The following is a 13597-nucleotide window of genomic DNA, read 5'->3' as shown; positions in this document are numbered from 1 at the left end:
AATTTAAACGAACGAGAAAGGGGCATCGACCTGCGCCGATGCCCCTAGATGAGACACACTTTTTGTCCTATATGCCCCGACCGACAGGCCGGCGCACCCCCCAACTACATGCGCTGCGGAGCAGAAATGCCCAGAATGCCGAGCGTCTGCTCGAGCACAACGCGAACTGCGTCGCACAGAGCAAGGCGAGCCTTCTTCAGACCCTCGTCGTCGGCCTTCAGAATCTTGCAGTTCGTATAGAACTGATGGTAGAGGCTGGCGAGGTCCTGAGCGTAATGCGTCAAGCGGAACGGTGCACGGTCGCGAGCGGCAAGGGCGATAAGATCGCCGAACTCGCTCATCTTGCGCATAAGGGCCAGTTCCTCGGGGGCGGTGAGCAACGAGAGGTCAACATCGGCAGGAATGGCCTCGGCGGCAACGGCAGCCATGTCGAGGTTGTCTTCACCAGAATGGCCGGCCTCGTCGCGCAGCAGCTTGCAGATGCGAGCATGTGCGTACTGCACGTAGTACACGGGGTTGGAAGAGTCCTGCTTCTTGGCGACGTCGATATCGAAGTCGATCGGCTGCTCGGTGGAGCGGCTCAGCATGTAGTAGCGCGTAGCGTCAATGCCGACTTCGTCGATGAGCTCTTCGAAGGTGATCATTTCGCCGGTACGCTTGGACATACGAACGGGCTTGCCGTCGCGGAAGAGGTTGACCAGCTGGCCGAGCATAACTTCGAGCGCTCCCGGGAAGCCCATGGCGGCCAAAACGGCAGCGACGCGAGCGATGTAGCCATGATGGTCGGCGCCCCAGATATCGATCAGGATGTCGAAGCCGCGCTCTTTCTTCCAATAGTGGTACGCAACGTCAGACGCGAAGTAGGTGTAGTCGCCGTCGGCCTTACGCACAACGCGGTCTTTCTCGTCGCCATATTCGGACGACTTGAACCACACAGCGCCATCTTTCTCGTAGATGTCGCCCTTGTCCTTCAGGTTGCCGATGCAGTACTCAAACGGGCTCTTGCCGTCGAATTCGTCGGAAGGCAGGTACATTTCGCGCTCGGACTGCCAACGCTCGAAGTGGTTGCCGAAGCGATCGGTGATGTCGTGGAACATCTTCATGATGTAGGCGTAGCCGAACTCACGGAACTCAACCATGCGCTCATGCTCGTCGGCGTCTTCCCACTTGTTGCCGTCGCGATCGATGATTTCTTTCGCGATGTCGTTCACATACAGGCCGTTGTAGCCGCCCTCGGGAACAGCGGCATCTTCGTGGCCGAGCTGCTGCAGGTAGCGAGCGGCGATGGACAGGCCGAACTTGTCCATCTGAACGCCGTGGTCGTTGATGTAGAACTCTTCGAAGACCTCATAGCCGGCATGGCGCATAAGGTTTGCGGTTGCGGAGCCCAGAGCAGCCCAGCGACCATGGCCAACATGCATGGGACCCGTGGGGTTTGCGGAGATGTACTCGATATTCACCTTGCGCTTGCCTTCGGGCTGCGTGCCCTTGCCATAATCGGCGCCCTGCTCGCGAACCTGAGAGACGACGTCCTGCATGGCAACGTTCTTCAGACGGAAGTTGATGAAGCCCGGGCCTGCGATTTCGATGTTCTCGATAAGATCATTCGCGGGAATGCCGTCAACGATCGCCTGCGCGATTTCACGCGGGTTCTTCTTGGCTTCCTTGGCGCAACGCAGAGCAGCGGTGCAGGCCCAATCGCCATGGCCCTCGTCGCGCGGACGCTCGAGCGCAATTTCGGGAATGTTCTCAATCGGCAGAGCGCCAGATTCGCGGGCAGCCTCAAACGCCTTGGTAAGAAGCTGAGTCAATTCTTCGCGTGGTTGCATTGATGCCTTCCTTTTCGTCTACGAAGCGGAAACCGCTCCCTTTTGCATCCGGTTTTCGCCGCGGCGCAGCATAGAGCGTGCGTGCGCGGAAGCCTCGATCGCCTGGATTTGTATATAAGCTTAATCATTGTAGCACGTCAAATATGAAAACCTTCCGAGTGCGGCGAATTCGCGAGAGCGGCAGAACTCAACGCCTTTCTGGCCCCCGAAGCATTCCCTGCCCGCTGCGTAGTGTCCAAAAAAGAGCAATTCAATCGCGTGGCGGCAACGCGAACGGGTATCATATATCCACGAATAAGAACAATCAGTTCAGGCAGGAGGAATCGCGTGATCGATTTCGACGCGGCATGGCGCCATTTGCAACAAACGACCAAGGCGCCCGACGACTGCCAGCGATGGAACAAAAAGGCCGCACGCTACGATTCCCGCGATGCGAAAAACCTCTACGCCGAGGCATTCGTCGAGCTTGCGCGCGTGCAACCAGGTGAAACCGTATTCGACATGGGCTGCGGCACGGGCACGCTCGCCGCAGAGATGGCCTCACGCGGCCATAAGGTCATCGTGGGCGATTTCAGCAGCGGCATGCTCGCAAAGCTGCGCGAGAACATGGCGCTTCGCGGCATCAAGGTCGCCGAGAGCCTCGACGCGCTCGCACCGGGCAGCGTTTTCCCCTTGCACATGAGCTGGGAAGACGACTGGAGCCAATTCGGCCTTCGCGAAAACGTGGCGGACGTCGCATTCGCGTCGCGCTCCATCGCAGTCGCCGACCTGCGAAGCGCGCTGCGCAAGCTTTCCACTATCGCGCGGCGACGCTGCTGCATCACCATGACAACCGGCACATCCCCGCGCGTCGACGCTCGCGTGCTTGCCGAACTCGGCGTGGACGCCGCCCTCAATCGCGATTACATCTACGCGTTTGGCCTGCTTGCCCAAGCGGGATTCGAACCCGAAGTGCGATACATCCATTCTTCTCGAAAAGATTCATTCGAATCGGAAGACGACGCTTTCGGAGACTTCTCGCAAATGATCGACATCGGCGCGCCAAATCTGAGCGAAGCCGAGCGGCTCCAAGCACAGGCTAACCTTCGCGAATGGCTCGCAGAGCACCTCGCCAACAACCCCGAAGCTGGCATGCCCGATAAAAAGGGCTATCCGCAGGGACCTCTCACGCTCGATTATCAGCGCATCGTCCCATGGGCGTTCATCTCATGGAACGCGAAAGACGGCCAACTGTAGCCGCGCATCAAGAAATATCGCGAGCGCTACGGCGCCCGCGTCGCACAAGGAAGGGACTGACCATGACGAAAATGATTTCTTTGGAGGAGGCGCGCGAGCTCGTGCTCTCGCGCGTGACGCCGCTTGAGGCGGAAACCGTTGACCTGCTCGACGCTGCGGGGCGCGTTGCCGCCGCCGATTTGAAAAGCGACATTGACGTAAGCCCGTTCGCTCATGCGGCCATGGATGGCTACGCCGTACGCCGATGCGACCTCGCGGGAGCTACGGCAGAATCGCCCGTGACGCTCGGAGTCATCGACGAGGTGCCTGCGGGCGGCGTATTTGAAGGCACCGCACAGCCTGGCCAGTGCGTGCGTATCATGACGGGCGCCGCCCTTCCGAGCTGCTTTGATGCCGTGGTGAAATACGAAATCGTGAGCGTGGTGGAAGGCGACGGCAAGCCTGGCGGCCGTGTGGCGTTTTCCGCGCAACCCAAAGAACGCGACAACGTGCGCGAAGCAGGAGAAGAAGCTCGCGCCGACGAAACCGTCGTGAACAAAGGCGAAGTAATCACGACCGCGGGCGTCGGTTTTTTGGCCGGCTGCGGAGTGCTGCAGGTGCCGGTCTATCGCAAGCCGTGCGTGGCGGTTATTCCCATTGGCAGCGAGCTCGTAGCGCCGAGCGAGATTCCTGGCCCTGGCCACATTCGCAACTCGAACAGCTACGCCCTCGCAGCATGCGCCAAAGCGGCCGGTTGCGAAGCGGACATGTTCGACATCGTGCCCGACGATGAAGCCGCCCTCGAAGCCGCCGTTCGCGAAGCGGCGGCAACGCACGATTTCGTGGTCACTTCGGGAGGCGCCTCAAACGGCGACTTCGACTTCATCAAGCCCGTCGTGGAGCGTGCAGGCGAATTGCTCATGACCACCGTGAACATGCGTCCCGGCAAAGCCCAAACCTTCGGCATCGTCGATGGCACGCCGGTGTTCGGCCTGCCCGGCAACCCAGCTGCCGCCTATATGGGCTTCGAGCTCATCATTCGCGCAGGCCTGCTCAAAATGCAAGGCCGCACCGCATTCGAGCACCCAACAGTCGTCGCGAAGCTCACCTGCGATAAGAAAAAGAAGGATCCCCGCCGGCTCTTCATGCGCGCCACGCTTTCCCATGGCGAATCGGGCGAGCTTCTCGTAACGCCCGCGAAGAACCAGAGCTCGGGTCTTTTCGGTCCCATCCAGAAAACGAACTGCATGGCCGTTTTGCCCGAAGGAGCGCAAGATGCTCACGCAGGCGACGAGATTTCCTGCGTGCTTTTGGATATCGCCGAAGGAACCGTTATCTAATTATCAAGAAAGGCAAACCCATGACTCTTAAATTCGCCATTATCACGTGCTCCGACACGCGTTCCATGAAGGAAGATACCGCTGGCGCGGCCCTCGAAGAACTTATCAAGAAAGAAGGATGGGAGGTTGCCAGCCACATTGTCGTCCAAGACGACCGCGTGCTTATCGCGGGCAGCATTCTCGAAGCCTGCGATGAAATTGGCGTCGATATCGTGCTCACCTGCGGCGGAAGTGGCCTTTCGCCGCGCGATGTCACGCCTGAAGCCACGCGCGATGTATGCGACCGCGAGGTTCCCGGCATTGCTGAAGCCATGCGTTATCACAGCCTGCAAATCACGCCTTACGCGATGCTGTCGCGCGCTATCGCCGCACAGCGCGGCAACACGCTCGTCATCAATCTGCCGGGCAGCGAAAAAGCCGCTCGCGAAAACTGGGAAGGCATCGTGGGTGCGCTCGGCCACGCGGGCCACATGATGGCCGGCGAAGGCCACGACAAATAAGGGCCCGACGCCTCAACACGCGACGACCAACCTGCTAAATGCTCTAGGCATTTAGCAGGTTCCAGGCGCGCTATTTGCGTTCCCACAGGCCCGTCTTGCCGCCATCTTTCTTCAGCAGACGCACATCCATGATCTCCATGCCGCGATCGACCGCCTTGCACATGTCATACACGGTAAGGCACGCCACGCTTGCAGCGGTCAGCGCCTCCATCTCGATGCCCGTCTTGCCTGTGACGCCGCATGTCGTCGTGATATGAATGCCCACGCGCCCATCTTCACGTTCACCAGCCAAAACGGGTTCGCAACTCACCTTCGCCTTCGTGATCATAAGCGGGTGGCACATCGGAATAAGCTCGCTCGTCTTCTTCGCCGCCATCACACCCGCCACGCGTGCGCACGCCAGAACATCGCCTTTCGCCGCCGTGCCCGACGTAATAAGCTCAAGCGTCTCGGGCTTCATCGAAATAAAGCCCTCCGCCACGGCAATGCGCTCAGTGTCGGCCTTCTGAGAGACGTCCACCATGCGAACGTCGCCCTTCTCGTCAATATGCGTAAGCTTCTCTTCCGTCATATCGCTTTCCTCCAAACCAACGGGTCAAAGGGACAGTCCCTTTGACCCAGCCATCACTAAATTAGAACGTGCAGCTTGCGCGTGCGCCGAAGGGCTCACCGAGGTCGTCTGCGTTCATTTCCGCACTTCGTTCCGAGATGAAACGCAGCCAGGGCGGCGCATAGTGAGCCGAAGGCGAACGGTAGCCGACCGTGGTCTTCGCGGGCCCTCGGCTTCCTCCGAGAACGGCCAGGTCTACCCGCCAATCTGCGACATGCCCCGCTCGGTCCCCACCCTGTCGTGGTGGTCGTCGGGCTTAGCCCCCAACGCTTCCATAAGCACCGCGCGAATCGCTTCATCGCCACCGTCGCCGCGAAGCGCTGCACGCATGTCGTATTCAACATCCGAGAACAGGCACGGGCGAATCTTTCCATCGGCCGTCATGCGCAAACGATTGCACTCGCTGCAGAAATGACGCGAAAGCGGGCTAATGAACCCGACCGTTCCTTGGGCGCCCGGGAACATGAAGTAGCGCGCAGGACCCCATCCTTTCGGCCTCTCGTCGCCCGCCGCCACAAGCGTCGGCAAGCCTTCAGCCTTAGCTCGCTCATTAATAACATCAAACAGCTCTTCACTCGGAATCACGTCCTCGCGGCCCCATCCGCACCCATGCGAACCCGCGCTTTCGCCCACGGGCATATACTCGATAAAACGCATATGCAAAGGGCGATCGATCGTCATCTTGGCAAACGCCAGAAAATCCTGTCCCAGGCTGCGAACCGTTACGGCGTTCACCTTCACAGGGTCAAACCCCGCAGCGAGCGCGGCCTCGATTCCATCAATCGCCTCGTGCAGCTCGCCTCGACGCGTAATATAGCGAAACTGCTCAGGATCAAGCGTGTCAAGCGAAATGTTCACGCGCGAAAGGCCCGCCGCCGCGAGTTCCTCAGCATACTTCGGCAGAAGCACGCCATTAGTGGTAAGGGAAACGTCATCGACGCCAGGGGTCTCATGAATGGCACGAACCAAGTCAACCGCGCCCTTGCGCACCAGGGGCTCGCCGCCCGTCAAACGGAACCGCTTAATACCCATGCTCGCCGCAACGCGAACCACGCGCTCAATTTCCTCAAGGCTCAAAATATCGGAATGGCACAGCGACGTCACGCCATCGGCCGGCATGCAATAGATGCAACGATAATTGCATCTATCCGTCAGCGAGATGCGCATATAGTCAATCACGCGCCCGTGCGAATCTTTCATGAAGGCCCCCTTCGACGGCTTGCGCGCCCCCACGCGCAACCCAGGCTATCTTTCCTGGAATTATACCCTCGCAAGAACAAAGAAACGCCGCCGCGGCTCAATTCGGTCGGCGTTTCAGCATGAAACAAACTCATATGTCACGAAATGCGTTCTGCCGCGCTATCGCGATACGAGATACATGCTTTCCGTCGGTATCTCGATAAGCAGCTCATCACCCTCTTCGGGAAGATCACTCGCAGCAACAGCCAACTTGTCGACCTTCCATTGCAAATGGAGCTTCAAGAATTTCATCGATTCGTCTTCTTCGGCAATGTCACGCTCGATTTGCTCATTGTGATCGTGATCGAGAAACGAAAGCATGACCGATCGCTCGAAGCGCGAATCGCTTACGCGGTCGGCGCGCATGCGGAAGACGTTTTCGCCCGGGCCGCTCGCACGTTTCAGGAAGAATGCGCGCACGCCGAACCACCGCACGTTGCGAGGCACGGGCTTCGTCGAAGCAAGCGTGATGCCCCAATCGGGCAGGTGCACGTGCGCATCGTCGACATACTCGGCAGGCGTCGTATTCTTGCAGCCCGATAGCTTAATCGCAGCAAGGCTCTTCGGGTCGTTCACGACGTTTTCTTTCGGCCCGATTTCCATAATATGCCCCGCCTCGACGACCGCAATGCGATCGCAGAAGCGAAACGCCTCGTCGATATCGTGGCTCACGTAGAGAATCGTTCCCTCGAATTGCTCGAACAAACCGATGAGATTCTGTTCAAGCGAGCTTTTCAAGTGCGAATCGAGCGCCGAAAACGGCTCATCGAGCATAAGGATTCCCGGCCGCGCCGCAAGCATGCGGGCAAGCGCCACGCGCTGCTGCTGCCCGCCCGAAAGCTGCACGGGGTAGCGCTTCTCCATTCCCAAAAGGCCAAAACGCTGCATCTGCTCATGAACTGCTTCTGCGCGCTCGGCCGCGGTGGCGCCTTTCGGCAAGCCCGCTGCCACATTTTGCTCAATGGTCAAATTCGGGAACAGCATGTAATTCTGGAACAGCAACGCCGTTTTTCTCTGCTGGGGAGAAAGGTCGACTTTGGCCTTTTTGCCAGACGCCTTGTCGAAAAACACCGTGTCGTTCACTACGATCTTGCCCGCATCGGGCTTTTCGATTCCTGCAATCGATCGCATCGTGAGCGACTTGCCGCACCCCGATGCACCCAAAAGGCCAAGCGTTTCATCGCCGGCAGAAAACTGCTGGCTTAATTGGAAGCCCCTGAACTTCTTCTCGATATCTACCTCAAGACTCAAAGCCAAGCCTTTCTCGCACTCATACCATGCCGCGCAATTATCGCAGATGCGACGCCGCGCGCCGCTGCATCAAAACGCCGCGCCTAATTCCCCTCGCGTTTGCGGTATTTCGTCGTTCGGCTGCTCCATAAGTTGATAAACAAGATCACCACGAAGCTGAAAGCGATAATGACGGCGGTCCAGAACCACGCGACGGAATCGTTGCCATTCATCCATTCAAAGTAAATGGCGATAGGAATCGTGCGCGTAACGCCCAGATAATTGCCGGCGAGGAACAAGGTGGCGCCGAATTCGCCCAGCGCGCGAGCGAACGAAAGCACGGCGCCCGCGGCAATGCTGCTCCATGAGAGCGGCAGCATCAAGCGAACGAAAATCTTCGCGTTGCTCCATCCCAATGTGCGTGCCGCATCGAGCATATTCGCGTCCAGGCTCTCGAATGCGCCCAAAGCGTTCCGATACATGAGCGGGAATGCCACCACCACAGCCGCAATAACGCATGCCGTGGGGCTGAAAATCAGAGGGAAGCCGATATCAATCCAAAACTGGCCAAACGCCGTATTGCGACCGCAAAGGTACAGAAGCAAAAAGCCGCATACCGTAGGAGGCAGCACCATGGGAATCGTGAAAATCACGTCGCAGATGTTTTTCGCACGCGGCGAGATATTGAGACAGAAATAGGCTGCGAGCAGGCCCAAAACGAAGATGAACACAATCGCGATGCCCGTCGTGCGAAGCGACACCCACAAAGGGCTCCAATCCAAATTGGACAAGAACTCGCCAATAGCAGCGAAGCCCGTCGCCTGCTCTTCAATAACGACGTCGCCCTTCTGAGCGGGGCAACCAAAATCGGCGAACGAAGGCTTGAAATAATTTTCGTTCTCGCTGTCGGTCAAGTCGCTTCCGTCAACGCCGATAACGAACACGTACGTTTTGCCGGAAACCTCTTGGTCGAATTCGAAGCGAACGGCGCCTTCCTCAAATACCTTATCGTTCGTGAAATACCACGTATCGAAACTGGAGAGCGCCTTCGACCCGGCCGCCTGCCCCGCATCGAGAGCCGTAAACATCGCCTTAAGTGACGCTTGGTCGGCAGCCGACGTCAAATCGATGTCCAAATCCCTCGCAATTTTTTCGGGCACATAGGCGACCACGTAATCGTCGCCCGCGACGAGCTGCACGCACGTTCCCGCATCGCGCCCGACCAAATACGAGTATCCATGGTATTCGCCATCGATGTCTCGATTCGTGCCTTTTTGGGCCCGGGAAAAATCGACTATCGCAAAACTGCTGTTTTCCGCTTCGGCCGCATCGCCGTTCTTCGAGATGGTCACGCCCGTTGTATCAACCGAAGAATCGGACGCGACGGCGCTCGAAGCCGTGCTCGGGACATTCGGCGTATCCACATCGCCAAGCGCGTCGTCGGCGAATGCGACGCCAAACGGAACCGCGACCGAAAGTGCGATTGCCGCCGCAGCAAGCCTTGCGAAAAGCGTCTTTGCCTTATGCATATCCATTCCCCACTACGAAAGAGGATGGGCACATAATGTGCCCATCCTCATCACATGCTTTTCTGGCACGCAAGCTTTCAAACGGTCATTAAGCCAGCTCGAAGCCCCACTTCTGCCAAATCTCCTGAGCCTTCTCGCTGTTCTGGCACCAATCCAGGAACTCCTGGGTTGCTTCAACGTTCTTGCTCTGAGAGGTGATGGCGCCGGGGTACACGATGTTCTTGTGCGTGTCGGCAGGAACGGTACCAACAATTTCAACGCCACCAAAACGGTACACATCAGAAGTGTACACAAACGCCACGTCGACATCGCCAGACTGGGCATGCTTGCACACGTTGCCTACGGAAGTATCAAGAACAGGATTGTAGCCCTCGGCGAACGCGCCATTCTTGCCAGAAATGTCTTTACCGGTCTTGCCCTCGTCATCGCCAGAGGGAACATACACGCCAACCGTAGAAAGGGCCTGGTCGGCATAGTTGCCAGCCGGAACAGATTCGTCACCGACGCAGAACGTGTACTTGCCATCGGCAATATCCTGCAGCGTGACGTCCTTAAGGCCGCTGCCCTCCTTGGAGACAATCACGAGGTCGTTCTTGAACATGTCGACGCGCGTGCCCTCGTCAACGTAGCCCTCTTTGACCGCAGTGTCCATGGAACCCTTCGAAGCGGAAATCAGCAGATCGGCATAGGAGCCGGCGCCGAGCATCTCATTCAGCTCGCCCGAAGACTTGTACTGCGTGTCGGCAAACGTGACATTGCTGTGGCCATCCTCGATGTAGGCAGCCTGAACTTCTTCCATCGCCTTGGAGAGCGAATTCGCCGCGAAAACCTGCAGCTCTACCGGTTCCGCCGTGGTTTCAGTTGCCGCCTTCTCATCGGTCGCTTCTTCAGATTTCTGCTCAGACGAGCAGCCCACCATCGCAACCATGGCTGCAAGAGCGGCAGCAAGCGCGAGAATGGAGAGCTTCTTCCATGCCTTAGCCATGAAATTCCCTTCCTTCGATAGATGTGAGCCCCACCCGTCCCTTGAGTGAGCCCTTCTTCTGAAATACCGCCGTTGGTACGAAATGGCACATAACGTGACGTATTTCATGCAGTTTATTCTCTATCGTGTATATTCTGATGTCAAGAAGTTATCCACGGTTTGAAATATTATTTTTACAGCGAAATAAAGGTTCTACCTGGCAACCACGTCGCATGCACCGCACGGCAACAAGACGCAAAACCCCATCGACCACACCTCGATTATTCAGCCGAAGAATAGTCTTTCCTCTTTCGGACCTGCGCAAAGGCGTACAATATGCCTAAGCAGGCGTACGTGCCAACGCGCATTTCGCACCTATAAACTGCCCTGCCAACAACACCGCACCGTCGAAGGGACCACCATGGTAACGCTCGATGATATTTCTCCCCACGTCAAACTCAGCATTGGCAACGACGAGGCCAATGCCGTTTTCGGCCGAGGCGTCGCCATGCTTTGCCGCGGTGTGCGCGATGATGGCTCGCTCAACAAAGCCGCCAAGAACATGGGCATGGCTTACAGCAAAGCGTGGCGAATCATGAAGCAAACCGAGGAGGCTTTCGGCTTTAGCCTCATCAATCGTGACGGCGCACACGGATCAACACTCACAAAAGAAGGAGCACTTCTCCTTTCCGCATTCGAGCAGCTTGAACGCGATGTCAACACCTACGCCGAGCGTCATTTGCCCGAAATCTTTAAAACGCTCTAGCGGCCGATACATCATTCCTTTGAACACGACGAGGGGGAAGGCGCCATAATCGCCTTCCCCCTCGTTTCTTTATACGCATTACACCGACCCAGCCAAAGGGCGAGATCGCCCAAGCAGGCACCCCGCTCGCGACGCCTGCGCCAAGAAAGCTTGAGCCCACTGCCCATGTATGCAGAATCGAGCGCCTCACTTCAGGTTGCTGTTCATCCCAAGCAAACCTTCCGCTTGGACGACCCCGCCGCCTACACGGCAATCGCGCGACTACCTATCCCCTTCGGCCATGATAGTTGCCTCAATATGGGCAAGTTCTTCTGGGGTATTCACATTGATGAAGCATCCACGTTCAGGAACCGCTTCGGTTACCTCGGCCGACATAAACGGCCGCAAGTTCACCAAATCGAAGAAGTCCTTCGCACGAACGCAGCCGCGACTGAGCGCCTCATGCGTCGCCTCCAGGCAAGGCTTCGTACGATACACCGCATGAAATGGCTCATAGCCAAATTTATTGCAAGGCACCACGGCATCGACGCGTTCGGAATGCGCCACTGCCGCCTCGGCAATCGCCAGCCGCGGCGAAGCGAACACCATATCGCATGCAATAACGGCAACAAGCGGATGAGACGCCGCACCAAACGCCGTGGCCAGCCCTCGAAGAGACCCGCGCTTCTCAAACGAATCAGGAACGAGCTTCAAAGGGCATGGGATGTCCAAATCGCCCAAGAACCCAAGGCGCGACGCCTCGTTCGTTGTGATAACCAGCTCGTCAGCCGCACAGGCAACCCTCTCAACAATTCGCGTGAGAAGCGGCTCTCCCAGGAAGGGAACCGTCGCCTTGCTTTGTCCCATGCGACGAGATTCCCCGCCCGCCTGAATGGCGACGGTAAGCTTCGGACGAACATAGACAGCCTGTAAGAAGTCGGCAATTCCCTCGATATCCTCTAACGAGAACGCGGGCACGCCCCTTCTTTTTGCCGCTGCGTGCACGCTTTCCATATTGCTTACAACGGCAACCGGAGTCACGCCGCGCACCGTACCGATTTCGCAGTATTCTTCGGCAGCGGGAAGGTCGCGATCGTTTCCCGAACGCAGCACTTCAATCACATCAAGGCCGCTTTGCCGAAAGCCCTCAACGATCACCAAATCATGGTCGGGCATGCTCGAAACAATATCGTCGCATTCAATTTCATGGTCAAGCTCGGTGATGCGCGCCATGCGTGTCGGCGAAACCACAACCACGTCTCGAGAACCGGCTTCTCGGTGTCGATACGAATCTTTCCCCGGCACGTCGATATCGAAATCACAGTGACCGTGATGCTTGATCGACCCAATATCAAACCCTCGCGAAACGAGCTCCGCGATTACCCGAACAAGCAGTGTTGTTTTACCCGAGTTATGGCGACCCACGAAAGCAACGGCGGGACTCGGACGATGAATGCGCCCATCGCGCTTCACGAACTCCGCCGATGATTCACTCGAAGCGGCATCCAATGGAACCTTATTCATAATTCTCGTGCTCGACAACAAGATTATTCTTGATAGTGCCGACAAGCTGCTGCAAAGCATCGACAGCGTGCGGGCGAATATCCGCACCGATAAGAACATACATAATAGAGTCGCCGACCTTCAGCGTGCCTTCGTTCAGCCACACGCGAATATAGAAAACGCCAGGAAGCTCGCGAGCGGCTTTCACAGCCTCAATCAGGCCATCGGTATTGTACGAGAAGTCAATCGACACAACCTTGCCAAGAGCCGCACCCTCGGCCGCCTCGGTGGCATTTGCCGCACGCACCTGAGCACGCGGCGTCTCACGAACGATGCCATTATGGGTGAGATACATACCCACCATAGAAGCATTCGGATCCTGCTTCGCTTTATTGAGCCACGCGTCCATGGAAGGCTCTGCGCCAGCGTCGATACGCCAGCCGGGCCCCAAATCTACCGCAACATCAAAGCCCTGGTCATTGCAAGCGATATCAGAAATGTCGTTCATCGTCATGATTTCCCCTTTCCGCCCCTCATAGAGGCTCCATAACGCCCATGCGTCAATAATACCTAAACGAGAACAGAGCACGGGCTAAAAAGAAAACGCAAAGCGCAAAAAGGCTGTCAGCCTCTCCATGAAACAACAACTTGCAAGATGCAATGTGCAGCATGCAGCAAAGCGCATAAATCAAAAGAAAGGGAAACTTCTTACGAGAATTCAAACGCCCTAAACGAGCCAAAGCTTGGCGCGAGCTACAAGACGGCATGCCGCAAAAGAGAGCCATAAAAATAAAGGGCCCCATAGGCCCCATTAAAATGCGGAAGCGCCCTGCATGAGCGCGACGCCCTGTCCTCCCGCAGCCTGGCGCTGCAGTACTTTCGGCGAAGGCGGG

At 57.3% G+C, this 13597-nt stretch carries 13 protein-coding genes; 4 read left to right on the top strand and 9 right to left on the bottom strand.

Translation table 11 applies throughout. The annotated features are described in order from the left end of the window. Positions 1-104: 104 nt before the first annotated feature. Positions 105-1829 (bottom strand): arginine--tRNA ligase, encoded by a 1725-nt coding sequence (gene argS, locus Q0D41_RS09990; RefSeq protein ID WP_294378811.1) that lies wholly within the window; start codon positions 1827-1829, stop codon positions 105-107. A 327-nt stretch (positions 1830-2156) separates the two neighbouring features. On the opposite strand from argS, the gene Q0D41_RS09985 reads away from it, so the two are divergent. The 3 genes from Q0D41_RS09985 (at position 2157) to Q0D41_RS09975 (ending at position 4884) form a co-directional block, all read left to right on the top strand. Continuing rightward, positions 2157-3065 (top strand): class I SAM-dependent methyltransferase, encoded by a 909-nt coding sequence (locus tag Q0D41_RS09985; protein WP_294378808.1) that lies wholly within the window; start codon positions 2157-2159, stop codon positions 3063-3065. Positions 3066-3127: 62 nt separating this feature from the next. Then, positions 3128-4384 (top strand): gephyrin-like molybdotransferase Glp, encoded by a 1257-nt coding sequence (gene glp / locus Q0D41_RS09980; protein WP_294378804.1) that lies wholly within the window; start codon positions 3128-3130, stop codon positions 4382-4384. Positions 4385-4404: 20 nt separating this feature from the next. Beyond that, positions 4405-4884: a molybdenum cofactor biosynthesis protein B gene (locus Q0D41_RS09975; protein WP_294378801.1), complete on the top strand. Its 480-nt coding sequence runs from the start codon at positions 4405-4407 to the stop codon at positions 4882-4884. Positions 4885-4954: 70 nt separating this feature from the next. Here Q0D41_RS09975 and moaC read toward each other — a convergent pair whose 3' ends face one another. The 5 genes from moaC to Q0D41_RS09950 form a co-directional block, all read right to left on the bottom strand. After that, positions 4955-5455, bottom strand: a complete 501-nt coding sequence (gene moaC, locus Q0D41_RS09970) for a cyclic pyranopterin monophosphate synthase MoaC (protein ID WP_114614752.1) — start codon at positions 5453-5455, stop codon at positions 4955-4957. Between the two features lie 234 nt (positions 5456-5689). Beyond that, positions 5690-6694: a GTP 3',8-cyclase MoaA gene (gene moaA / locus Q0D41_RS09965; RefSeq protein WP_294378798.1), complete on the bottom strand. Its 1005-nt coding sequence runs from the start codon at positions 6692-6694 to the stop codon at positions 5690-5692. Between the two features lie 159 nt (positions 6695-6853). Then, the gene (locus Q0D41_RS09960) at positions 6854-7984 is read right to left on the bottom strand and encodes a sulfate/molybdate ABC transporter ATP-binding protein (RefSeq protein WP_294378796.1); all 1131 of its coding nucleotides are present in this window, start codon (positions 7982-7984) and stop codon (positions 6854-6856) included. Positions 7985-8067: 83 nt separating this feature from the next. After that, entirely contained in the window at positions 8068-9492 is a 1425-nt protein-coding gene (gene modB / locus Q0D41_RS09955; RefSeq protein WP_294378793.1) for a molybdate ABC transporter permease subunit, read from the bottom strand. Between the two features lie 88 nt (positions 9493-9580). Further along, the gene (locus Q0D41_RS09950; protein ID WP_294378785.1) at positions 9581-10477 is read right to left on the bottom strand and encodes an extracellular solute-binding protein; all 897 of its coding nucleotides are present in this window, start codon (positions 10475-10477) and stop codon (positions 9581-9583) included. Between the two features lie 400 nt (positions 10478-10877). On the opposite strand from Q0D41_RS09950, the gene Q0D41_RS09945 reads away from it, so the two are divergent. Then, entirely contained in the window at positions 10878-11222 is a 345-nt protein-coding gene (locus Q0D41_RS09945) for a winged helix-turn-helix domain-containing protein (protein ID WP_294378781.1), read from the top strand. Between the two features lie 261 nt (positions 11223-11483). On the opposite strand, the gene mobB is transcribed toward Q0D41_RS09945, so the two are convergent. The 3 genes from mobB to Q0D41_RS09930 form a co-directional block, all read right to left on the bottom strand. Further along, entirely contained in the window at positions 11484-12725 is a 1242-nt protein-coding gene (mobB, locus tag Q0D41_RS09940; protein WP_294378778.1) for a molybdopterin-guanine dinucleotide biosynthesis protein B, read from the bottom strand. Beyond that, positions 12718-13113, bottom strand: coding sequence for a molybdenum cofactor biosynthesis protein MoaE (locus Q0D41_RS09935; protein WP_294378814.1), 396 nt, complete (start codon positions 13111-13113; stop codon positions 12718-12720). The genes mobB and Q0D41_RS09935 overlap by 8 nt, the downstream gene beginning before the upstream one ends. Positions 13114-13264: 151 nt before the next feature. Further along, a partial coding sequence (locus Q0D41_RS09930) for a hypothetical protein (RefSeq protein ID WP_294378776.1) occupies positions 13265-13597 on the bottom strand: 333 nt, incomplete at its 5' end.

It is taken from the genome of uncultured Slackia sp. (assembly GCF_934630525.1).
GTDB lineage: Bacteria > Actinomycetota > Coriobacteriia > Coriobacteriales > Eggerthellaceae > Slackia.
This window is presented reverse-complemented; position numbering and strand designations above follow the sequence as displayed.